Annotated in this window: 18 protein-coding genes; 12 read left to right on the top strand and 6 right to left on the bottom strand. The window is 64.8% G+C overall.

What is annotated here, in order from left to right; all coding sequences use genetic code 11:
* The first annotated feature begins 58 nt into the window (after window positions 1–58).
* The 5 genes from NTZ43_11270 to NTZ43_11250 are packed head-to-tail and all read left to right on the top strand — an operon-like array spanning window position 59 to window position 5439.
* Window positions 59–1468: an FAD-binding protein gene (locus NTZ43_11270; protein ID MCX5767792.1), complete on the top strand. Its 1410-nt coding sequence runs from the start codon at window positions 59–61 to the stop codon at window positions 1466–1468.
* Window positions 1465–2382: an FAD-binding protein gene (locus NTZ43_11265; GenBank protein ID MCX5767791.1), complete on the top strand. Its 918-nt coding sequence runs from the start codon at window positions 1465–1467 to the stop codon at window positions 2380–2382. Before NTZ43_11270 ends, NTZ43_11265 begins: the two co-directional genes overlap by 4 nt.
* The gene (locus NTZ43_11260; GenBank protein ID MCX5767790.1) at window positions 2379–3641 is read left to right on the top strand and encodes a heterodisulfide reductase-related iron-sulfur binding cluster; all 1263 of its coding nucleotides are present in this window, start codon (window positions 2379–2381) and stop codon (window positions 3639–3641) included. The genes NTZ43_11265 and NTZ43_11260 overlap by 4 nt, the downstream gene beginning before the upstream one ends.
* Window positions 3638–4387 carry a hypothetical protein gene (locus tag NTZ43_11255; protein MCX5767789.1) on the top strand — a complete coding sequence of 250 codons (750 nt, stop codon included), beginning with the start codon at window positions 3638–3640 and terminating at the stop codon, window positions 4385–4387. The genes NTZ43_11260 and NTZ43_11255 overlap by 4 nt, the downstream gene beginning before the upstream one ends.
* Window positions 4384–5439: a hypothetical protein gene (locus NTZ43_11250; protein MCX5767788.1), complete on the top strand. Its 1056-nt coding sequence runs from the start codon at window positions 4384–4386 to the stop codon at window positions 5437–5439. The genes NTZ43_11255 and NTZ43_11250 overlap by 4 nt, the downstream gene beginning before the upstream one ends.
* 76 nt (window positions 5440–5515) lie before the next feature.
* Here the strand turns inward: NTZ43_11250 and NTZ43_11245 are convergent, their stop codons facing one another.
* Window positions 5516–5710: a hypothetical protein gene (locus NTZ43_11245; GenBank protein MCX5767787.1), complete on the bottom strand. Its 195-nt coding sequence runs from the start codon at window positions 5708–5710 to the stop codon at window positions 5516–5518.
* A 337-nt stretch (window positions 5711–6047) separates the two neighbouring features.
* On the opposite strand from NTZ43_11245, the gene NTZ43_11240 reads away from it, so the two are divergent.
* Together NTZ43_11240 and NTZ43_11235 are read left to right on the top strand one after the other, a co-directional pair.
* Window positions 6048–8147, top strand: a complete 2100-nt coding sequence (locus NTZ43_11240; protein ID MCX5767786.1) for a molybdopterin oxidoreductase family protein — start codon at window positions 6048–6050, stop codon at window positions 8145–8147.
* A 112-nt stretch (window positions 8148–8259) separates the two neighbouring features.
* Window positions 8260–9717: a magnesium chelatase gene (locus NTZ43_11235; GenBank protein ID MCX5767785.1), complete on the top strand. Its 1458-nt coding sequence runs from the start codon at window positions 8260–8262 to the stop codon at window positions 9715–9717.
* Between the two features lie 59 nt (window positions 9718–9776).
* Here the strand turns inward: NTZ43_11235 and NTZ43_11230 are convergent, their stop codons facing one another.
* Window positions 9777–11006: an MFS transporter gene (locus tag NTZ43_11230; GenBank protein MCX5767784.1), complete on the bottom strand. Its 1230-nt coding sequence runs from the start codon at window positions 11004–11006 to the stop codon at window positions 9777–9779.
* A 180-nt stretch (window positions 11007–11186) separates the two neighbouring features.
* Here NTZ43_11230 and NTZ43_11225 point away from each other — a divergent pair, with 180 nt between their 5' ends.
* Both NTZ43_11225 and NTZ43_11220 read left to right on the top strand, forming a co-directional pair.
* The gene (locus NTZ43_11225) at window positions 11187–12467 is read left to right on the top strand and encodes a VWA domain-containing protein (GenBank protein ID MCX5767783.1); all 1281 of its coding nucleotides are present in this window, start codon (window positions 11187–11189) and stop codon (window positions 12465–12467) included.
* A gap of 7 nt (window positions 12468–12474) precedes the next feature.
* Window positions 12475–13626 carry an alpha/beta hydrolase gene (locus tag NTZ43_11220; protein ID MCX5767782.1) on the top strand — a complete coding sequence of 384 codons (1152 nt, stop codon included), beginning with the start codon at window positions 12475–12477 and terminating at the stop codon, window positions 13624–13626.
* Window positions 13627–13642: 16 nt separating this feature from the next.
* Here NTZ43_11220 and NTZ43_11215 read toward each other — a convergent pair whose 3' ends face one another.
* The 3 genes from NTZ43_11215 to NTZ43_11205 are packed head-to-tail and all read right to left on the bottom strand — an operon-like array spanning window position 13643 to window position 19076.
* Window positions 13643–16684, bottom strand: a complete 3042-nt coding sequence (locus tag NTZ43_11215) for an efflux RND transporter permease subunit (GenBank protein MCX5767781.1) — start codon at window positions 16682–16684, stop codon at window positions 13643–13645.
* Window positions 16681–17724 carry an efflux RND transporter periplasmic adaptor subunit gene (locus NTZ43_11210; GenBank protein MCX5767780.1) on the bottom strand — a complete coding sequence of 348 codons (1044 nt, stop codon included), beginning with the start codon at window positions 17722–17724 and terminating at the stop codon, window positions 16681–16683. Before NTZ43_11210 ends, NTZ43_11215 begins: the two co-directional genes overlap by 4 nt.
* A complete protein-coding gene (locus tag NTZ43_11205; GenBank protein MCX5767779.1) occupies window positions 17724–19076 on the bottom strand; it encodes a TolC family protein in 1353 nt (450 codons plus the stop codon). The genes NTZ43_11210 and NTZ43_11205 overlap by 1 nt, the downstream gene beginning before the upstream one ends.
* Window positions 19077–19186: 110 nt before the next feature.
* Here NTZ43_11205 and NTZ43_11200 point away from each other — a divergent pair, with 110 nt between their 5' ends.
* The 3 genes from NTZ43_11200 to NTZ43_11190 are packed head-to-tail and all read left to right on the top strand — an operon-like array spanning window position 19187 to window position 21395.
* On the top strand, window positions 19187–19969 hold the full coding sequence (locus tag NTZ43_11200) for a TetR/AcrR family transcriptional regulator (GenBank protein ID MCX5767778.1): 783 nt from the start codon (window positions 19187–19189) through the stop codon (window positions 19967–19969).
* 12 nt (window positions 19970–19981) lie between these two features.
* Window positions 19982–20647 carry a high-affinity nickel-transport family protein gene (locus NTZ43_11195; protein ID MCX5767777.1) on the top strand — a complete coding sequence of 222 codons (666 nt, stop codon included), beginning with the start codon at window positions 19982–19984 and terminating at the stop codon, window positions 20645–20647.
* A 31-nt stretch (window positions 20648–20678) separates the two neighbouring features.
* On the top strand, window positions 20679–21395 hold the full coding sequence (locus NTZ43_11190) for a hypothetical protein (protein ID MCX5767776.1): 717 nt from the start codon (window positions 20679–20681) through the stop codon (window positions 21393–21395).
* Between the two features lie 98 nt (window positions 21396–21493).
* On the opposite strand, the gene NTZ43_11185 is transcribed toward NTZ43_11190, so the two are convergent.
* Entirely contained in the window at window positions 21494–22843 is a 1350-nt protein-coding gene (locus NTZ43_11185) for a citrate synthase (protein ID MCX5767775.1), read from the bottom strand.
* Window positions 22844–23138: the final 295 nt, after the last annotated feature.

Below are 23138 nucleotides of genomic sequence, written 5' to 3'. Positions count from 1 at the left end.
ACGAGGGGACAGCCACCACGCTGTCCCCTCTGTCGTTTCCTCTGCGTATCTTTCCTGCATGTTGCAGCGTGAGCTTGAAGCCATTGTGGGCGAGCGGCACGTACTCTGGCGTGCCGCCGAGTTGCTCGCGTATGAGAACGACGCGCTCCCGGGCTATCGCCGTCGGCCGCGTCTCGCCGTCTTTCCTGGCACACGCGACGAAGTGATCGCGGTGGTGGCGGCGCTCTGGCGCGCCGGTATGCCCTTTGTGCCACGTGGCGCCGGCACCGGACTCAGCGGCGGCGCCGTCGCCGACGACATCGTGTTGCTGGGGCTACAGCGGCTCAAGAAGGTCCTCGCGCTCGACGCGGGGGCTCGCACCGCCACGGTGGAGCCTGGGGTCGTCAACGCGACGCTCACCAAAGCAGCCACGCCATTTGGTTTGCACTACGCTCCCGACCCGTCGAGCCAAACCGCCTGCACGATTGGCGGCAATGTCGCCGAGAATGCGGGCGGGCCGCACTGCCTCAAGTACGGCGTGACCTTGAACCACGTGCTCGCCGCCACGGTGCTCCTGCCCAACGGCGAAATCATCTCGCTCGAAGCACCGCGCGCCGATCACGCCGGCTACGATCTCATGGGAGCATTCGTCGGGAGCGAAGGGTGCTTTGGCGTGGCACTCGATGTGACGGTGCGACTCACGCCGAACCCGGAGCAAGTGGTCACCCTGCTCTCCGTATTCACGTCGCTCGACGACGCCGCACGTGCCGTATCCGCTGTGATTGCCGAAGGGGTGCTTCCGTCTGCATTCGAGATGATGGACAACCCGACGATCCGCGCGGTCGAAGCGTCCATCTACGCTGCCGGCTATCCGGTGGACGCGGCGGCGGTGTTGCTCACCGAGCTCGACGGCGCCGCTGCTGGTATTGCCGAGGACGTGCAGATCGTGGAGCGCCTCTCCCGCGCGTGCGGCGCAACGGACGTGCGCACCGCCACCGACGCCGCCGACCGCGCCCGCCTCTGGCAGGGCCGCAAGAAAGCCTTTGGCGCGCTCGGACGCGTCGCACCAGACCTTGTGGTGCAAGATGCGGTCGTCCCACGCACGCGCCTCGCGCCGATTCTCGCGAAGATCGCGGAGATTAGCGAGCGCTTGAACGTGCGCATGTGCAACGTATTCCACGCGGGCGACGGCAACCTTCACCCGTGCATTCCATACGACGCCTCCGACGCCGACGAGTCAGCGCGCGTACACGCCGCCATGAAAGAAGTCATGGAGTTGTGCATCGCCGAGGGCGGTTCGATTACGGGCGAGCACGGCGTGGGTTCCGATAAAATGGCGTATATGGATCGGCTCTTTGCGGCCGAGTCGCTCGACGCCATGTGCCGGCTGCGCGACGCGTTCGATTCCGAGCGCCGGGCGAATCCCGGCAAGGTGATCCCGTCGCGCCATTGTCGCGAGTGGATGAGCGTCGTGGGGGTAAACGCGTGACCACGACCACCATCACCAGCGTGCGCGATCTCGCCGACGCGGTGCGCGCGGCGTTTGATGACGGCGCCCCGCTGCGTATCACCACCTGCGGCACCTGGCCCGAGTCGTTGCGGAGCGTGCGCTCCGGCGCGACGACGCTCGATTGCTCGGCGATCACCGGCATTGTGGAATACATCCCGGGCGATCTCACGCTCACGGCTCGGGCTGGCACGACACTCGCCGAGTTGGAAGAGGCGACCGCGCGCCACGGGCAGTGGTGCCCGCTGTCACCGTGGGGAACAGATGCCGGATCGTTCGGCGCGACAATGGCGACGGCGACCCGAGGACCGTTGACGGCCGCGTTGGGCGCACCGCGCGATCTCGCCCTTGGCATCGAATGTGTGGATGGCACCGGCGCGGTGATTCGCGGCGGCGGGCGCGTGGTGAAGAATGTGGCTGGCTTTGACCTCACACGATTGATGGTGGGTTCGTGGGGCACGCTCGCAATTCTCACCGAGATCAGTGTGCGACTGCGGGCGCGTCCGGCGGTCGATGAAACGTGGTCGGTTCCGCTCGATGACGACGGTGTGTTCGCACGATTACAGTCGCTCCAACGGGGCGTGTACGTACCGCTCGCGTTCGAAACGTTGCACGGTGCCGCCGCGCGCGCGGCTGGTTTGCTCGCGGACTCCGCGCTTGTGCGCCTTGGCGGGAACGCGGGGTTTGTGGCGGCAGCACGGAGCGCGTTGCACGCGGCGAGCCCCAATGCCATACCGCACGACCCTGCGGTGTGGACACGCGTGCGAGAGTTGCACGCCGCACCCGTATTGCACACGTTGGCTGGCGCGATTGACCGGCCGCTGGATCGCCGCGTGAAGGCGCAGTTCGATCCGCGACACATTTTGAACCCCGGCCTGTTCGCGGAGAGCGCATGACCGCACGCGCACCATTGCCGGGGAGCGAACTGTGCGTGCACTGCGGCTTTTGCATGCAAGCGTGCCCCACGTACCTCGCGCTCGACGACGAAAACGATTCCCCACGCGGCCGCATTGTGCTTATGAAAGCGTTGGCGGCGGGTACGATTGCCGACTCGGATCCGTTCGTCGGTCTGCACTTGGATCAGTGCCTCGGTTGCCGCGCGTGCGAAACCGCGTGCCCCTCCGGCGTGCCGTACGGACAGCTGCTCGAGGCCACGCGAGAACGGCAGGCGACTGTCCGGCCAACGCCGCTCGTGTCGCGGATCGTGCTGCGCGTGTTCGAACGGCCGGCTGTGCTCGGCGTCGTGATGTTCGGCGCACGCGTGCTCCGCGCCACGGGTTTGCCTTGGCTCTTGGCCAAACTCCCGGGGCGCATTGGTGCGTCGATGGCAATGCTCGAGTCGACGCGCCGCCCGGGTGGGGCGCGCGCACGCGTGGCAATGACGCCGTCCACGTTGCCGACGGCAGGCAAACCCACGAAAGTCGCCACGCTCGACGGGTGCGTGATGGAAGGGCTGTTCGCCGCCACCAACCGCGCCACCGAGCGCGTCCTCGCCATCAACGGCTACGCAGTGACCGCCGCACCGGGACAGCAGTGCTGCGGCGCGTTGCACGTGCACGCCGGCGACGCTGACGCCGCGCGCACGCTTGCCCGCGTGAACATCGCCGCGTTCGAACAGAGCGGCGCCGAATTCGTTGCCGTGAATTCGGCCGGCTGCGGCGCGATGCTCAAGGAATACGGACACCTACTGAAGGAAGACGCGGCGTGGCACGAGCGCGCGACGATTTTTTCGAAGCGGGTCAAAGATGTGAGCGAGCTGCTCGCCGATGCGGGGCCGCGCGCCGTCACGCCGTCGGCGGGCGCGCCACGCGTGACCTACGATGCGCCCTGCCACCTGTTGCACGCGCAACGCATTGCCGACGCGCCGATGCGCGTGCTGCGGGCCACGGGCGCCACCCTGATTCCGCTTCCGGACGCCGAACAGTGCTGCGGCAGTGCCGGGCTCTACAGTCTGGTGGAACCCTCGCTCTCGCAGCGCGTGTTGTCGCCGAAACTCGCGCACATTGCGGCGACCGGCGCGCAGGTTGTGGCGACGGGAAACCCCGGGTGCCTTATGCACATCGGGGCGGGTTTGGTGCGTAGCGGCGCGCACGCCTGTGCGCGGCACCCAGTGGAGCTTCTGGATGACGCCTATGCCGCGGAGCGCACACCGTGACGCATACGGCGCGCCCCGCGTTGCTTGTGGCCTTTGACGACGTGCTGGCAAACACCGCGGCGGAACGCGGCAGCGCGCTTTGCGAGGCGATGCGCGAAGTCGCTGGCAGCTCCGTCTCGCGCGACGCACTCCAGTGGAGTGCATGGTGCGAAGGACGCACGTTCGCGGCAGCAGCGCGCGACGCCGTACGCCACGCCGCAAGTGAAACGGCAAACCCGGCAAACCCGGCGAACACCGCAAACACGGGCGTCACCGCGGACGACGAGCCCGCAATCGCGCTCGTCGCACTGCTGGCCGAACGACACTTCTCCGCGCGAGCGCAACGCGGTCTTGCGTTGCACGATGGGGCGGCCGCGTTCGTGCGAGCGGCCGCCGCACACGCGCCGCTCGGGCTCATTGCCTGGAGCGCACGGCGCGACGTCGCGGCGACGATCGCATTCGCGGGGATCGAGGATGCGTTCACCTTCGTGATTACCGCCGACGATGCGGCCGACGATGCACCGCCGGCCGCGCGCTGGGCGCTCGGCGTGACACGCCTGCGCACCCGAGCACGGCATACTGTGATCTCCGCGCTGGTTGGCGGACATACCGCGATTCACGGCGCACGCGCGGCTGGCGCGACGGCCGTGGCCGTTGGCGCGCTGCCCACCGAGACGGCGTTTCTTGCGGATCGCTGGGTTCCCGCGCTCGATGCAACGCACGCCGATGATGTACTGGCGCTCACGCGCCGTCCGGAGCTGCCATGACCGAGTCTCTCGCACCAGGGTTCGCCGAGCGTGAGGCTTTTGCCTCTATTGCGGAGGACTACGCGACGCTGCGCGAACGCGCCGCGTGCATCGACCGCAGTGCGCGCCTCCGCTTGTTGTTTTCGGGAGCGAAGGCACGCGACACGCTGAACGGTCTCATTACCAATGATGTCGGCTCACTCGCCGATGGATCAGGCATCTACGCGGCGGCGCTGACAGCGAAGGGAAAGATCATCACCGACCTGCGCGTCTTTGCCCGCAGCGATGATTTTCTCGTGGACGCGCCGGCCGCCGGAGCGTTTGCGCTCCTCACGATGTTCCGCAAGTACGTCAATCCGCGTATGGCGCGCTTTGCCGATGTGAGCGTGGTACTGCGCACCATCGGCGTATTCGGACCGCATTCAGCCAACATCGTAACAGCCGCCACGGGTGCAGAGCGCGGACAGTTGTTGTTGCTCGGACCGTACCATCACTTGCGCGTTGCCAGTGAAGGGGGCGATGTGGTCATCGCGCGCGTGCCGGACCTCGGCGGTGAGGGGTTCGATTTATTTGTACCCGTCGAGCACGCCGCCGAGTGGTGGAAACGGATCACGGAGGCGGGCGCCGACCCAATAGGAACGGCGGCGACGGAGATTGCACGCGTCGAAGCCGGGCGGCCGCTGATCGGCACCGACATGGACGAGAACACGCTCGTGCAGGAAGCCAACTTTGACGTGCTCCATGGCATCTCGTACACGAAGGGCTGCTACACTGGCCAAGAGACGGTCGCACGCGTGCATTTTCGCGGGCACGTGAATCGGCAGCTGCGCGGAGTACGAGCGAGTGTGCCGCTGACGATCGGCGCATCGCTGCTGCGCGAGGACAGAGAGTCGGTCGGAGCGGTGGGGTCGGTGGCGGCATCACCGCGCTATGGCTCGATTGCGCTGGCAATGGTGCGTCGCGAAGTCGAAACCGGCGCGGAACTCCGCGTGGGTCCCGTTGAGGGCGAAGCAACCGACGCCGGTGATTTGATTGAAGCGCGCGTTCGCGTGGTGGAACTGCCGTTCGGATAGCGCGCAACGATCCTGAAAACACGAAGGGCGCGATCTCGAGAGATCGCGCCCTTTGTGCTGTCAGACGAGAAGCGTGTTACGGCTTCTTGGCAGGAGCCGGGGCAGCAGCCGGGGCAGCAGCCGGAGCGGCGGCCGTCGTGTCCTTCTTGGTCGTGTCAGCGGCCGGAGCGGCAGCAGGAGCAGCGGCCGCAGCGGCCGGAGCCTCTTCCTTCTTTTCGCCAGCGCACGCGGCAAGCGCGAGCACGGCGGCAGCAAGAGCAAAACGCTTCATGGTGGGTGTCTCCAATGCGGGGATCTGAATTGGCACAGTCGAGACTGCGCCATTTACGCAGTCCTCGGACAGCGAGTCAACATACCGATTTCTCAGGGTACGGTCAAGAGCGAGAGTTCGCCCAAGTTCAAGAAGGACAATATGTTCGCCTTGGCAACCTCACCAATCTGAGTGTCCGCGACGCGCTATTTGCCACTCCTGGACATTACTGGACGATTATTAGACCTGTGATGGCGTTGTAACCCTATATGTGGCTTTGTGTTATCTCTTAACGGAATAATCTAATGGACTCAAAGGTTACATTATGGGTAGGTAGCTCACCCTCCTCTCCGTAACCATGGCCGCGATTCCCGTAATAACCAACACGGACGAAATGCCGCGCGTCATTCGTGGGGCGTGCCCCCACGACTGTCCCGACACCTGCGCGACAATGGTCACGGTGGAGCGTGGTCGCGCCACTCGGATTCAAGGCGACCCTGAGCACCCATTCACGCAGGGTTTTCTCTGCGCGAAGGTAAATCGCTATCTCGAACGCACCTACCATAAGGACCGGCTCACGGTCCCGCTGCGGCGCGTTGGACCCAAGGGGAGCGGACAGTTCGCGCCCGCCACCTGGGACGAAGCGCTCACCGATATTGCCGCGCGCCTCAATGCCATTCGTACATCGAGCGACGGGGCGGAAAGTATTCTGCCCTACTCGTACGGCGGCACAATGGGCTACGTGCAGAGCGAGTCGATGGACCGACGGTTCTTTCACGCGATCGGTGCATCAAAACTCGATCGCACAATTTGCGCGACCGCCGGAATGGTCGGCATGCAGATGACCGTGGGCGCGAGCATTGGCGCCGACGGCGAAGGGATGCCGCACAGCGATCTCGTGTTGCTCTGGGGCACAAACACGCTCACCGCGAATCCGCACCTCTGGCCGTACGTGCTCAAGGCGAGGGAAAATGGCGCGACGGTGATTGCCATTGACCCGATTCGCACCCGCACGGCCGACCAGTGCGACGAATGGATTGGCATTCGCCCCGGCACCGACGCCGCGCTCGCCCTCGGCATGATGCACGTGATCTTCGCCGAAGGGCTGCAGGACGACGACTACCTCGCGCAGTACACCGTTGGTGCTGACGCGCTGCGGGCGCGCGCCGCCGAGTATCCGCCGTCGCGCGTGGCAGAAATTACGGGCGTGGCGGAAGAAGTGATTGTGTCGCTCGCGCGGCGGTATGGCAGCGCCAAGGCGGCATTCGTGCGCATCAACTATGGCATGCAGCGCCACGGCGGCGGCGGAATGGCCGTGCGCACCATCGCGTGCCTGCCGGCGGTGGTCGGGCACTGGCGTCGCCCCGGTGGCGGCGTGCAGCTGAGCACGAGCGCGAACTTCCAGTTCAACAAGGCGAAGTTGATGCGCCCCGATTTATCGCCGCCGGTTCGGACGATCAACATGATCCGTCTGGGCGAAGCGCTCACGCGGCCCGACGCTGGCGTGGGTGGCCCGCCGGTGAAGGCGTTGGTGGTGTACAACTCGAACCCTGCGGCCGTGGCGCCCGACACGAACGAAGTGCGACGCGGCCTGATGCGCGACGATTTGTTCACCGTGGTGCTGGAACACTTTCAAACCGACACGGCCGACTACGCCGACTGGGTGTTGCCGGCCACCACGCAACTCGAGCACTGGGACGTGCACTTCTCGTACGGCCACCTCTACGCCACGCTCAATCAGCCCGCGATTGCGCCAATGGGCGAGTGCAAACCGAACAGCGAGATCTTCCGTTTGCTCGCCGCGCGCATGGGGCTCACCGATCCGTGCTTTGCGGACGACGATGTGACACTCATCCGGCAGGCGCTCGATTCCACGCACGAGCGCATGCAGGGCGTCACCTTCGACGCTTTGGTGGAGCACGGCTGGGTGCGGCTCAACGTGCCGCGCCCCTACACGCCGTTCGCCGAGGGTGGATTTTTGACGCCGAGCGGCAAGTGCGAGTTCTTTTCGGAGCGGATGCAGCAGATGGGACTTGATCCGCTCCCGACGTTCACGCCGCCGCATGAGTATCCCGAGGCGGCACCGGAACTCGCGGCCAAGTATCCGCTGACGCTGATTTCGTCGCCGCGGCACCAGTTCTTGAACACGACGTTCGTGAATGTGGAGTCACTCCGGCGCGACGCGCATCCCGAGGTGATGATTCACCCCGAGGACGCGCTGTCACGCGGCATTGTGAGTGGAGCGCGGGTGTCGGTGCGGAACGACCGCGGCACGTTCCACGGGGTGGCGCGGGTCACGGACGCCGTGCGTGAAACGGTGGTGTGGGCGCCGTCTATTTGGTGGCTCAAGTACGCGGACGACGGCGCGAACGCGAATGCCACCACGTCGCAGCGGGAAACCGACCTGGGGCACGGGCCGGTATTTTACGACAATCTGGTTGAAGTGGCGGTGGCGTAATCCGATTTCGCCGCCGCGTGAGGCCACGCGTCGCCACCCGTTGCTGAACACACACGCCGCACCCGGGTTCGGCACGACCGGAACTGATTTCCCTCTCCGACGTTTAGCTCATATGCCTACGCTTCCAACCAATCTCGGCGCCCTCAAGCAGTCCCCCTTCGGCGCGCCTGACCGCGCGTTGCGCTCCGTCAAAGACGAAATCCGCACCAATCTGTTGGCGCGCATTGCCAAGGGCGGTCCGCTCTTTACCGGCGTGCACGGCTACGAGGACACGGTCGTCCCGCAACTCGTAAACGCCCTGCTCTCGCGACACCACTTCATTCTGCTCGGGCTCCGCGGACAGGCCAAGTCGCGATTGCTGCGGGCGCTCACCTCACTGCTCGACGAGCAGATGCCGGTGGTCGCCGGGAGCGAAATCAATGACTCGGCCTTCCAGCCCGTGTCGAAGTACGCGCGCGAGCGGTTGAACGAGTACGGCGACGACACGCCCATCGCTTGGGTGAGCCGCGATCAGCGCTACGTGGAAAAGTTGGCGACGCCCGACGTGACGATGGCCGATCTCATTGGCGACATCGACCCCATCAAGGCGGCGCGTGGCGGCCATTTGCTGAGCGACGAGCTCACGATTCACTACGGTATGTTGCCGCGCGCCAATCGCGGCATCTTCGCGTTGAACGAACTTCCCGACCTCGCGGGCAAGGTGCAGGTGGGCATGTTCAACGTGATGCAGGAAGGGGACGTGCAGATCAAGGGCTACCCCGTGCGCCTGCCGCTCGACGTGATGCTCTGCTTTACCGCCAACCCCGAGGACTACACGGCGCGCGGCAAGATCATCACGCCGCTCAAGGATCGCATTGGCAGTGAAATCATCACGCACTACCCCGAAGACGTGGCACTCGGCATGCGCATTACGGCGCAGGAAGCGTGGACGGCGCGCGGTGGTTCGCCGGTGCGCATTCCGTCGCTGCTCTCGGAGTTGGTGGAGCGCGTGGCCTTTGAGGCGCGCTCGGACAAGCGCATTGACCGACGCTCAGGCGTCTCGCAGCGCCTGCCGATTTCGGCGCTGGAAAATGTGGTGAGCAACGCCGAACAGCGCGCGGTGCGATTGGGCGATTCGGAAATTGTGCCGCGCCTCAGCGACACCTACGCGGCTCTCCCCGCGATTACGGGCAAGCTTGAGCTTGAGTACGAGGGCGAGTTGGTGGGCGGCGCGACGATCGCGCGCGAGCTGATTCGACGAGCGGCCGATGCGACGTTGCGCGCCCATGCGCCGCAGGCGGCCACGGACGACATTGTGATCTGGTTTGACGGTGGGTCTGCCTTGCAGGTCGCGGATGACGCCAGTGCGGCCACGCTGCGTGCCGCCTTCGGCACGGTGCCGGGGCTCGTGGAGCTCGTCGTGGCCGAACAGTTGGCGCCCGAGACCGACGATGCGCTGATCTCGCTGGGATGCGAACTGGTGCTGGAAGCGCTCGTTGCGCGCCGAAAGATTTCGCGGAATGATGAGGGACGGTACGGAAGAGCGATGCGCGAAGAGGGGCGGCGGCGGCGCAACGCGGACGACGAGTAGCGAAGGGTGATGGCAGGCGCGGCGAGTCGGACTCCGCCGCGCCTGTTGCATCCGCTCCTTTACGAGCGGCGCAGTTCCGGATACCGGCGGAACGCCCACACCGCAAAGGCGAGCATCAACGCGGCGCCGCCACCGACCGCCCACGGCGCGCCGGCGTGGCGCGCCACCCACCCCGCGGTGAATGACCCCAGCGGGTTCATCCCCACATACAGCATCACGTACACCGACATCACGCGGCCGCGGAGCGCATCGCTCACACGTTGCTGTAGCATGCCGTTGATGAGGGCGTTGTTCATGACCATCGACACGCCACACACAAAGAGCATCGCGCCAGAGAAAATGACAGATGTAGAGAGCGCGAAGGCGATGATGGCCACGCAGAGCATGAGCGAACTTCCCGTGAGCGCTGCGCCGCGCGGCAGGCGACTCCCCTGCGCGGCGATCGTCAGCGCGCCCAGCAATGCGCCGGCACCAAAGCACATCATCAAGGCGCCGTAGCCCGATGCGTCGAGCCCCAGATGATCGCGCGCCATGACGGGGAGCAGCGTAAGCACGGGGATGCCGAGGAACGAAAACACCGCCACCACGCGGATCACGATCCACATCACGCGATCGTTGCGCACGTAACGGAGCGCCTCAGCGATGCCCGCAAGCGGCGACGCATGCACCGCACCCTCGGCGTGGCGACGCGGCACGCGGATCATGGAGAGGCCAATCAACACCGCGAAGTAACTCAGGGCATTGAAGCCAAAGCACCAGGCGAGTCCCAGCTGTGCAATGACCAACGCCGCCACTGACGGCCCCAGAATGCGTGCGAGGTTAAAGCCACCTGAGTTGAGTGCGATGGCATCCTGCAGATCGTCTTTGTTCACCAAATCGATCATCAGCGACTGACGCGCCGGGATCTCGAAGGCCGCGAGTGTGCCGCCGAACAGGCTCAGCGCCAAGAGCCAGCCGATGTTGATATGCCCCGACCAGGTGAACCACCAGAGAATCGAGGCTTCGACCAGCATGGCGGACTGCGCGATGCGCACCACCTTCAGTTTCTCGGCACGGTCGGCAATCACACCGGCGGGAAGCGAGAGAAGCAGAATGGGAAAGGTACCCGCAGCACTCACGAGGCCCACCAGGAACGCGTCGTTCGACAGCTCGAGCGCGAGCCAGCCCGTGGCCACCTGCTGCATCCAGGTGCCAATCAGCGACACCGTCTGCCCTATGAGGAACAGGCGGAAGTTGCGGTGGACCGCGAGTATGCGGAACGGGTTGAGCGAGCGGGCGTCGGTGGCCACTGAGTCGCAATTACGCGGTCCGCGACCACCGGCGGGAGGGGCGCGGTGGGGCGCGCATCGCCTCGTTGGACGGGATCCGAGGTCGGCACCGTGTACCGAACGGAACCGATCGCCCGATCGAGGGGTTTGCTCATAGGAGCCCGGCTGGTTTGATTGCGGTTCCCCCCTTGGGAAACGCCGATGCGCGCACGCACCTACACAAAATTCAGTCCGCAGTCCGCCGACCAAGTGGATCTGCAGAACCTGCTCGACGGCTTGGCGGATTTTCTCCTCCAGTCGGGCTTCGCCGGAGGCGCGCAGTATCACCCCTACTGGGGCGAAACGGGCGAGAACGCCGACAAGTCACTCGACGCCCTGCGGCAGGCGATTCTCGACTCGCTGATCCAGGGCGGGCAGTTCACGCCAGAGATGCTTGAGGCCCTGCGTGGCGACGGCGATGAACTCTCGGAGAGCAAGCTCGCCGAGTTGCTCGACGACATTGTGCAGCGCCTCATCAAAGAGGGCTTTCTCAATCTCGAACAACCGCCGGAAATGCCAGCGGGTCATCAGGACGTCACGGGTCCAGGCGGACTCGCGCAGGCCGCGGCGCGCGACGTGCAGTTCAATCTCACCGACAAAGGGATCGACTTTCTGGGCTACAAGGCGCTCCGGAACATTCTCTCCGGATTCGGGCGCTCGTCGTTCGGGCAGCACGACACCGCGTATCTCGCAACGGGCATTGAGTCCGACGGGTGGACCAAACCCTACGAGTTTGGCGATACCCTGAACCTCGACGTCACCGAAACGCTGATGCGTTCCTTGGCGCGCACCGGCTCACTCGAAGTGCCGATGGACCTCGACTATTCCGACCTGATGGTGCGGCAAGCCGAGTATCGCTCGAGCTGCGCCACGGTGCTGATGCTCGACTGCTCGCACTCGATGATTCTGTACGGCGAGGACCGTTTTACGCCGGCCAAGAAGGTTGCGCTCGCACTCACGCACCTCATTCGCACGCAGTTTCCAGCCGATACTCTGAGCGTGGTGCTGTTCCACGACAGCGCGGAAGAAATTCCGCTCGGCAAACTCGCGGGCGCTCAGGTGGGACCGTATCACACGAACACCGCCGAAAGGCTCAAGCTCGCCCGTCGCTTGCTGATGGCGCAGAAGAAGGACATGCGCCAGATCGTCATGATCACCGATGGCAAGCCGAGCGCGTTGACGATGCCGGACGGTCAGATCTATAAGAACTCGATGGGGCTCGACGCGTACGTGCTCCAGGAGACACTGAGCGAGGTGTCGCAGTGCCGGCGCTCGGGGATTGTGGTGAACACGTTCATGCTCGCGCAGGATCGTGCGCTGATGGAATTCGTGAAAATGGTGTCGGCCATAACCCGTGGACGGGCGTATTTCACCAACACCATGACCCTCGGGCAGTTTATCTTGATGGACTTCCTGAAACGAAAGACCCGTACCGTCTCGTAGTAGAGTCATGCCCGCGCGCCTTCTCACTTCCCTGCTGCTCCTGCTCCCTCCGGACACCGCCCTTCGTGCGGATGCCCGGCGCTTGGACGTGGCCGCGCGCGCCGATACCGTGGCCGACACCACCTGGTACGTCACGAATCGCGCACGGCGTGACGGCCGCGCCACGCGGGTTGCGGCGGATTCACTGGAGTTTGGCTACGTAGTGTTTCGCTTTGCCGAAACCAAGTCCACGAGCGCGAACGACCGCCTGATGGGGCGCGTGCGCGGCCAGCGCGCCGACTCGGTGACGCTCACGCGTGCGGAGTTCGTGCGGCGGCTACGCGAGTCAGACGCCCGCGCCGCCGTCCGAAAGGATGGCGCGGTGTTTTACGTACACGGCTTTGCCACCTCGTTTGGCCGCGCGATGTCGCAGAGTGCGGAGATCGCGTATCGCGGCTCCTTTGGCGGTCCGTTCATTGCGTTCTCTTGGCCAGCGCATACCGCGTTGGCTACGTGGCCGACGCCGGGCGCCATTATTTCGCGCGCGTACCGTCAGGACTCCGCCGTGGCGCACGCGAGTGAAGGCGCCCTCCGCGAAGCGCTGATGGTCGTGCGCTCCGCCGTGCGCCCGGCCGCGCTCACCGTGGTCGGTCATAGCCTCGGTGCGCAGCTCGTGGCCGAGGCACTGCGCAAGAAATCGCCGGAGCACGATGCATTGACGCGCGCGCCGCTCCGGGCGCTCGTCTTTTTCTCTGCCGACATTTCGGCGACGTGGTTCCACGACTCGGTGGGGCCGTCGGTGGCGCCGCTCGCAGCGCGCCGTGTGGTGTACTCGTCGGCCAGCGATCGCATGCTCGCTATTTCGCACGTCGTAAACCACACGCCGCGCGTCGGTCAAACGGGCACCGCTCGCGTGCTGACGGATGCGGGCGTGGAAGTGGTGGATGTCACGCGCGCCGCTCGCTCGCGGGCGCCGTGGCCGGCGGTGTTCGACCCGCATCATGCCATGCGTCTGTCTGGCACGGCGCTGTACGATTTCTTTTACGGCGTGGTGCGCGGAGAATCTGCCGCCTGCCGTGTGTACGACGGGCTCGCCTCACGCGACGCAAGTGGCGTGTACCGCATGCAACCGGCGGCTGTCCCAACGGCCGCGACCAGCTGCGCCGCGACCGGACTGTAACGGACTCGGCGTGCCGCTAGGCTTCGCCTAAGGACGGCGGCATCAGCTTGTACATCACCGGCGTGACCACACGCGCCAGCAATGTTGAGCTCACCAGACCACCGATGATCACCCAGGCCATCGGGGAGTAGAGGCCTGACCCCTGCAACGCCAGCGGTAGCAGGCCGCCGATTGCCGTGCAGGTGGTGAGCACCACCGGCAGAAAGCGAATCTTTCCGGCTCGCTCCACGGCGTCGTCTACGCTGAGCCCTTGCTCGCGGAGCTGATTGGTGAAATCGACCAGCAAGATCGAATTCTTAATTTCGATGCCGACCAGCGCTACGAACCCAATCATCGCGGTGAACGAGAGCGTGTAGCCGCTCGCCAGCAACGCCGTTAATCCGCCCACGACGCCAAGCGGAATAACGCTCGCCACAATCAACATGCCGCGGAACGTCTTAAACTCGAGCACGAGAATGGCGAGAATACCAAAGATCGCAATGAGAATGGCGGTACCGAGTCCGCCAAAACTCCGGCGTCGACTCTCCACTTCGCCCGACGCCCGCCAGGTATACCCCACCGGCAACTTCCACTGCTCGAGCTTGGCGAGCAACGCCTGCGTCACACGATCGGTGTTGAACCCCGTGCGGGTCTGCGCCGTCACGGTAACGGAACGCTCGCCATCGTAATGCTGAATAACTGGCGGTGAACTTTCAAAGCGCAACGACGCGATCTGCGAGAGGGGCACGAGATTTCCCGCGACGCTCGTGACGTACGTTTTGGCGAGCGCATCCGCCGTCTGCCGTTCGCCGCGTGGGAGTCGCACCGTGACATCGTATTCTTGCCCATCGCTGTCGCGCAGACGGCCCGCCGAGAGCCCGGCGATGCCGAGGCGCACGGTGCGGTCTACCTCCACCATCGGAATGCCGAGGAGCCCAGCCTTGCCGCGGTCAACGTCCACGCGCAAATCCGTGCGCTTCACGCGCAGTGGGTTGACGACGGTCCGTGTGCCCGTGGTGCTGTCCATCTGGTGCTCGAGCTGTTCCGCCAGCAAGCGCAGGGTGTCGAGATCACGTCCGTGAATCCGAACCGCAATTGGCGCATCAATCGGCGGGCCATTCTCAAATTCCTTGACTTCGATGCGGGCGGACGGATATGCGTCAAACACGGCGCGCAAGGAATCGAGCATCGCCGGCGTCTGTCGTCCATCGTAGCGGTCGAGCAGCACGAACAGGTCGCCCACCGCCGTGTTTTCGTTTTGCGACAGGACGTTGTAGTAGATCACCGGATTGCCGCGTCCGATATTCGCGTATACATGTTGGATGCCGGGCCGACCGTTGAGTGCGCGCTCCACAAACCGGACCGCTGAGTCGGTCGTCGCGAGCGACGCCCCGTCTGGTCCGCGCACCGTCACCATGAACTGCGGCGTGCCCGCTTTGGGAAAGAGCGAAAATCCAATAAACGGCACCATACCCAGTGATGCCACCGCCAAGATCACGGCAGCAAACATCGCGGTTTTCGGCCGTGCAAGCGCGCGATGCAAAAAGCGCGAGTAGGTGAGTTCGATGCCACGGTTCAACAGCTGCAGCGCGCGGTTGCCGTGCGGATCATCTTGCTCACGCAAAATGAAACTCGCCAAGAACGGCACCACGGTCAGCGACACGAGCAGCGACGCGAGAATCGTGAACACCACCGCCGCCGGTAGCCCGCGAATGAACTCCCCCGCCCCCTCCGGCAACATGAGAATGGGGACGAACGCAAATACCAGCGTCGCCGTGGTTCCGAGTACCGCCACGAAAATCTGCTGCGTCGCGGCAATCGCCGCCTCGGCGCGCGAATATCCCTCGCGCAAGAAGCGTGAGATATTCTCCACCACCACAATGGAGTCATCCACTAACAAGCCGAGCGCCACCACGAACCCGCTGATCGAGATCTGGTTGATGCTAAAACCCGTGAGCTTGAGCAGCGTGATGCCGATGGCCAGCGAGAGGGGAATCGAGACCATCACGATGCCCGACGCACGCCATCCCAGTGGTAGCAACGTGATGATGACGAGCAGGATGGCAATGAGAAAGTCTTCACTCAACCGCCCGATGCGCGCGCGCACATTGGCGGACTGGTCGAAGCCGCGCCCCATCGCCATGCCGCGCGGCAAGCGTTTTTCGAACGTCGCGAGCCGCGCGTACACGGAATCGCGCACCGCCAGAATATTCTGCCGATCCTTCATATTCGCGGTGACCCAGACGGCGCGGTGGCCGTCGAAGCGCGCCGACACCGCTTGCTCCTCGTAGTCCCACGTGACCTGCGCCACATCGCCGAGGCGCACCACGGCTCCGCCGCCACCGCCAACGACCGTTTCGCGGACCTGCTCGATCGACCGATAGCTTCCGTTGGTTTTGACGTTGAACTTGCGACCACCGGCGTCGATGCTGCCGCCGGGAATGTTTGCACTCTCGCTGCCGATGGCGTTGAGGACTTGCCCGAGCGCGAGGTGCATCGTGGAGAGGCGACCCAGGTCAATGGCGACGCGCACCTCGCGACGCGGATACGCCCAGACCTGCGAGCGCTTGATGCCCGGCACCTTCTCTAACTCATCGCGCAGCGCGCGCGCTTGCCGGTCGAGATCCGTGTACGAGGCGCTATCGGATACGAGCGCGACTTGCGTGATGTTCACGTCCGACGGATCGAACCGCATCACGTCGAGGCGGGCGAGATCGGGGGGCAGCGACGCGCGCAGGCTATTCACCTCGCGCAGCACTTCGTCGTATTTCTTGTCCGCGTCCACCGAGAAATCGAACTCGATATTTACCAGCCCAGCCCCGTCATTGATAAACGTCTTGACCCGCGCCACATCGTCGAGCGCGCGCAGCCGTTTTTCAATGGGGTCAATAATCAACTGCTCCATGTCCGTGGGACCGGCGCCGGGATACACGGCCACGATCGTATAGTTCGGAAACGGAAACGACGGGTCTTCCGTGCGCGGAATGGTGAGCAGGGCGTTCAGCCCCATTGCCAGCAGGGCGATGAACGCAACGATCGTAAACGGCCGGTTCTTAACCGAAAACTCGGCGATCCTCACGGAGCGGTCTTCCCGGGCATCACCACGCGCTGGCCGTCACGCAGCCAAGCGCCGCCCGCCACGACGACCGTCGCGGTGGTGTCGAGACCGCCGAGCACCGCTACGCGGGCCCCGTCGAGCGCGCCGACGCGAATGCGGCGGCGCTGCGCCGACACGCCGTCGGGCGCGAGCACAAACACGGTCGCCGAGTCACCGTGCGCCTCAAGCAGCGCCTCCACCGGAACGGTGGGCACGAGTCCAGCACGAGGCGGCACGAGCTCCACGCGCCCCACCAGCCCACTCGCCAGCGCGCGCGCGGCGTCCCCGAGCGAGACCTCTACATCGTAGGTTCCCGTTCCCGGTGTGGCCGAGGCCGCGACCTGCGTCACGCGACCGGTGAATGTTTCACCGGGAATCGCCTCAAAGCGCACCGACGCGGCATCGCCCACGCGCACGCGCACCGCTTCGCGATCCGGAAGTCCGGCACGCAGCACCACCCCGCGACGGTTGGAACGAAAGAGCACCACCGGCGCACCGGGCGCCACCAGCTGTCCTGGCTCTGCCATCCGGCGCAACACCACACCTGCGAACGGGGCGCGAACCACCGCATACCGCCGATTGAACTCGGCGATCTTCACATTCTGCTGCCACACGTCGCGCTGCGTGGTGACGTCCTGCAGTTGTTCGAGCGTCGCCACGCTGTCCTTATACAGTGACTTGACGCGCGCAAAGTCGCGATCGGCCTTGGCTGCACCAAGCTTGGCCTTCTCAACTTCGGCGTTGATCTCGGTGTGAGCTAACTGCGCGAGCACCGCACCTTCGTGCACCGTCTGCCCCGGTTCGGCAGACACGGTCTCCACGACGCCGCCAATTTTAAACGCGAGCGGCAATTCTTCTTTGGCGCCGAGCGTTCCGGTGGCAAAGATCGTCGGTGCGGCAGGAGCCATCGCGACGCGCGCCACCGCCACGGATTGCGCGGACGATTGCGGGGGCGGTGCCGCCTCGGTGCGCGTGCACGACGCGAGGGCGAGGAGGGCGAATCCGGGGAGGAGTTTCAGCATCACGGCAGCGTCCTTGGGTACAGTGCGGCGGCGCGGTCGAGTTCGACGCGCCGCGCGAAATAATCGTAGCGGGTGATCAGGCGGTTGAGTTCGGCGGCGGTGAGCGCGGTGCGTACATCGAGAAGATCGATTTGCGGCGCCATGCCTTCTTCGTAGCGCCGGCGCACCAACTCCCACGAGCGGCGGGCGGCCGCGACGCGATCCTCGGCGGTGGTGGTGGCCTGCCGTGATACCAGCGCGGCCTGATGGGCCGTGCGAACCTGCAGTTCAATTTGCCGGTCCACGAGCGCCGACTGATTCCCCAGCCGATCGGCGTCGAATCCCGCCTGATGGGCGCGGGCGGCGTCCTGCGCGCCGTTAAACAGGTTCCAGCTTAGCACGAGCGACGTGGTCGTAAAATCGGCGTCGCGCGCGAACCGATATTTATTGCCCTGAATTCCGTAGTCGAGCGCCACCGCAACGGAGGGGAGAAAACTGGCGAGCGCGAGCCGGCGTGACGCGCGCGCGGCGCCTTGGGCAAAGGCCAGTTGCCGGCGTTCCGCGCGCGCGCTCATGGCGTGCGTGATCGCCGCGTCGAGTGAGGGAAGCGAATCGATACCGAGCGCAGCGTCGTCGAACTCGGGGAGCGGCGCGTCGAGCGGACGCTCCACGAGCAGGTTGAGATATTCCGTCGCGGCAGTGAGTTGACGCGCGGCATCGGCCTGCTGCTGTTGCAGTTCACTGCGCGACGCACGCGCACGGTAGAGGGCGTCTGGCGTTGCCTTGCCCGACTGCACGAGGCGGTCGGCCAGGCGCACGGCTTCTTCGGCGAGCGGGAGTGCCGCCGCATAGATGGCGACGGCCTGCTTGGCTTTTTGCGTGGTGAGGTAGGCGGCGCGTATGTCGTGCGCGGCCTGCCGCGTGGCGGCGTCGCGTTGCGCGAGTTGTGCGTCGCGCAGGCTGGTGGAAATTTGATAGGCCGCGAGGATGGCCGGCTGAAAGATCGGCTGCGCGATGCGCACCGACGTTTCCTGTTTGACCGGAAGCCGCAGGTCGAGGTTGGTGGGAAATTTCTCGGCGTGCATCAATTGATTGAGCGCACCGAACGCCGGATTGATGAGCGATCCAATATCAACGACGTTGCCGGCAACCTGACTGTAGCGCGCGTTGACCGTGGCCGACGGGAGGAACCGCCCGCGCGCTTCATCGACTTGGGCTTCGGCGCGCGCCGTGGCGAGTTGTTCCTGCTTCTGGGTGCGGCTGGCGCGGAGGGCATCGGTCACGAACGCGTCGAGCGATGCCTGCGCCGCCAGTGGGGCGGCGACGGCGGAGGCGACGAGCAGGACCGACGGGAGGTAGGAGTTGCGGAGCATTGGGGGCGTTGCTATTTCTAGAGTGAAAGCTCTACTTTGAAGTTGAAATTAGAGCGCTCGCTCTATTTGTCAATACTAGACCATTCGCTCTACTTCGACTCTGTTTCCCTATGACACCATCCCGCCCGAAAGCCACCCGAACGCCCAGCCCACAGGCCGCTGGTAGCGCCGTGGGCGCACGGTCGCCCCGTCGCGGCCGTACCAAGCCAGCTGGCCACTCGGGCAAGGCGGCCGCCGCCGAGAGCGTGCCAGCCGCCGAACTCGGCGCCCCACGAGCGCCCCAGCAGTCGCGCGGTCAGAAGCGTGTCGAGGAAATCCTCGATGCCGCCGAAGCCGTGATCGCTGAGGTGGGCGTCGAAGGCGCGACCACCAATGCCATTGCCGAACGGGCAGGGTCGTCGGTGGGATCGCTCTATCATTTCTTTCCGAGCCGCGACGCCATCATTCAGGCGCTGGCACGCCGGTTCCAAGGGTATGCCAGCCAGTCGAACGCACAGGCCATGCCGCCCGACGCCATCACGCTCCCGCTGGAGCAGCTGTTCGAACGGATTGTGACGGCGCAGGTGCGGCTCGTGGAAAAGCATCCGTCCTTTCAGATGGTGCATGATGCCGTCTGCCACGACCCGCGCGCCCTCGCCGACTTTCAGGCCATGCGCAACGCCATCATAGGTCAGGTGGAATGGTTTCTCGCTGCGCGCTACCCGCACATGCCCAAGCGTGACCGGCAACCCGTGGCGCGGCTGGCCGTCATCGTCGTGCACCACACCCTCGACGAAGCGCAACTGGTGCCCGTGGAGCTACAGCCGGCCATCCTGCGCGAGTTACAGCGCATGCTCGTGCGCTACTTCGAACCCCTCGATGCCAAGTACGGCGTACCCGCACCACGGCATTAGTTTTCACGCACGATGTTATCTGCTCTCTCCGCCGGCCTGCTCGGATTCCTCCTCGGGCTCAAACACGCCACCGACGCCGATCACGTGGTGGCGGTGACGGCCATTGTCGCGCGGGAGCGGACGTTCCGCCGCGCTGCTTGGATTGGTGGACTCTGGGGGATTGGGCATTCGCTCACGGTGTTTGTGGTGGGTGGCGCCATTGTCGTGTTTCGACTGGTGATTCCGCCACGCGTGGGGCTCGGCCTTGAGTTTGGGGTCGCGCTGATGTTGATCCTCCTCGGCTTCTCGAATTTGCGCGGCTCAAGTGCGGACGCAGCCTCCCACACTCACCCGCACCCGCACCCCTTCAATCCGCGGCGCCCGGTGATGGTTGGCATCGTGCACGGACTCGCGGGTTCGGCAGCGGTGGCGATTCTCGTGCTCACCGCGATCCCCGACACCTGGTGGGCGCTCGCGTACCTCTTGGTGTTTGGGGTGGGGACGATTGTCGGCATGATGGTTGTGACGGGTCTTCTCGCCGCGCCGGCCGTGTACGCGGGGGAACGGATGGTCCAGTTCCAGCGCGGTATCCGCCTTGCGGCAGGGACGCTGAGCGTCGTGTTCGGATTGCTCCTCGCGCGCGAGATCGTGATCAACGGCGGGCTGTTCCGTGCCGTGCCGCAATGGAGTCCGCGCTAGACCACTCCGCACGGCGTTACCTTTCGCCGCGATGCCGCGACGATCTCCTACGCAAAAAAGGACCACGCGACCGGCGGCCGCCGCGCCGACGATTTCGCCCGACGCCGCCCGCGCATTTAGCACCGCGTTGCGACGCTGGTTCCGCCGCAACTCACGCGCGTTACCGTGGCGCGAAACGCGTGATCCGTACCGCGTGCTCGTGTCGGAGCTGATGCTGCAGCAGACACAGGTCTCGCGCGTGGTGGACTTCTATGAACGGTTCCTGACGCGCTTCCCCACCCTGCAGACACTCGCGGACGCGCGTCCGGCCCACGTGATGGAAGCGTGGGAAGGACTCGGCTACTATGCCCGCGCACGCAATCTTCACAAGTTGGCGCGGCACGTCACCCGTGACGGCGCCGACGGCACGTTGCCGAATCACCCCGATGCGCTCGTGTTGCTCCCTGGTGTCGGCCGCTACACGGCGGGCGCAGTGGCGAGCTTCGCGTATGAACGGCGCGCATCGCTCGTGGACACGAACGTGGCTCGGGTGCTGGCGCGTGTCTTTGCGCCGCGCCTCAACCCCAAGCGTCCCCGCGACCTCACACGGCTTTGGGAGATCGCCGAGTCGGTGTTGCCACGCACGGGGAAAGCGGCGTGGACACACAATCAAGCGGTGATGGAGCTCGGCGCGCTGGTGTGTACCGCGCGCGTGAAGCACTGCGGCAAATGTCCGCTGGCGCGCCACTGTAAAAGCGTCGAACGATAAGTGCACGGAAACACACGAAGCGCGCCGGCAGTTGCCGGCGCGCTTCGTGTGTTGCGGTGACGGCGCGAACCGCGAGGAGCGGTTGGCGCGACCTTCGTTTACTTCAGGATCTTGTGCCGGTAGTCGAGATCCGTCTTGTACGGCCGTTCGGCGTTGCCCGTGTAGATCTGGCGGGGGCGGGCGATCTTCTGTTCCTTGTCGAGGAGCAGCTCTTCCCACTGCGACAGCCAGCCCGTGGTGCGGGCGATGGCGAACAGCACCGTGAAATAATCCGTCGGGAAATGCATGGCCCGATAGATCAGCCCGGTGTAGAAGTCCACGTTCGGGTACAGCTTGCGCTTGATGAAGTATTCGTCGCTGAGGGCGATGCGCTCGAGTTCCAGCGCGATCTCCATGTCGCGGCTCATGCCGGTGACCTTGAGCACTTCGTCGCAGAGCTTCTTCACGATCTTGGCGCGCGGATCGTAGCTCTTGTACACGCGGTGACCAAAGCCCATGAGACGGCTCTCGCCCTTGCCGCTCTTCACATTCTCAATGAAGGCTGGGATGTTCTTGACGTCGCCGATCTCCTCGAGCATGCGGAGCACGGCTTCGTTGGCGCCACCGTGCAGCGGGCCATAGAGCGCGGCCACACCAGCCGCGATCGCCGAATACGGATCGACATGCGAGGAACCCACGGCGCGCACCGCGTTGGTGGAGCAGTTCTGCTCGTGGTCCGCGTGCAGGATGAAGAGAATGTCGATCGCCTTGGCGAAGATCGGGTTGGCTTCGTACTTAGGCTCCGACATACGCGCAATCATCGAGAGGTAGTTCTCGGCGTACGGCAGCGAGTTGTCGGGATAGATGAAGGGGAGCCCCTTCACGTGACGATACGCGAACGCGGCGATCGTCGGCATCTTGGCGATCAGGCGCGTGAAGGCAATGTCGCGTTCGTTTTTGTCGTGAATGTTCTTGGCGGTCGGGTAGAACGACGACAGCGCCGCGACACCCGCCGTGAGCATCGACATCGGATGCGCATCGTAGCGGAACCCTTCGAGGAACCGCTTGATGTTTTCGTGCACATACGTGTGATAGGTGATTTCCTGCACCCATTGGTCGTATTCGACCTGCGTCGGCAGCTCGCCGTGACGCAGCAGCCACGCCACCTCGAGGAAGCTCGCCTTTTCGGCCAGCTGTTCAATGGGATAGCCGCGATAGCGGAGAATGCCCCTGTCGCCATCGATGAAGGTGATCGCGCTACGGCACGACGCGGTGTTCATGAACGCCGGGTCGTAGCCCATGATGCCGAAATCATCGGCATTCACTTTGATCTGCTTCAGGTCCGAGGTGCGAATGGTCTCGTCGGTGATCGGCGCGAAATACACTTTGCCGGTGCGCGAGTCTTTGATCTCGAGATGGTCGCCTGCGGGCGCGGTGCCCGCGGCTCCTTTGGTCGCTGATTCAGTCATGGCCGCCATGGTTCGAATGCCCAATGCTACGAGTGATCCAAGTCGGGAACTCGCAACGGTTCATGCGGTTACCGCTTGGACGTGAAAGATACTACGTGCTCGCGGCGGTGGTATCCGGAGAAGCGTAGGGAAGCGGGTCAGGGGTTGGACGATGGAGCGGTCAGGGAAATGCTGGTTACCGTCAAGTCTTTGCGCGACTTGCCGATACGGACGGTATCGAAGCACGGATACCGGCGTCGGCTGCAGGTGCGGTCATAGCTGTGTCCTCATTCGACAGGGTGCCCCGTTTGACCTA

The sequence above is a fragment of the Gemmatimonadota bacterium genome, assembly GCA_026387915.1.
Classification (GTDB): domain Bacteria; phylum Gemmatimonadota; class Gemmatimonadetes; order Gemmatimonadales; family Gemmatimonadaceae; genus Fen-1231.
Note: the sequence above shows the minus strand (reverse complement) of the source record. Positions and strands in the feature narration are given on the sequence as shown.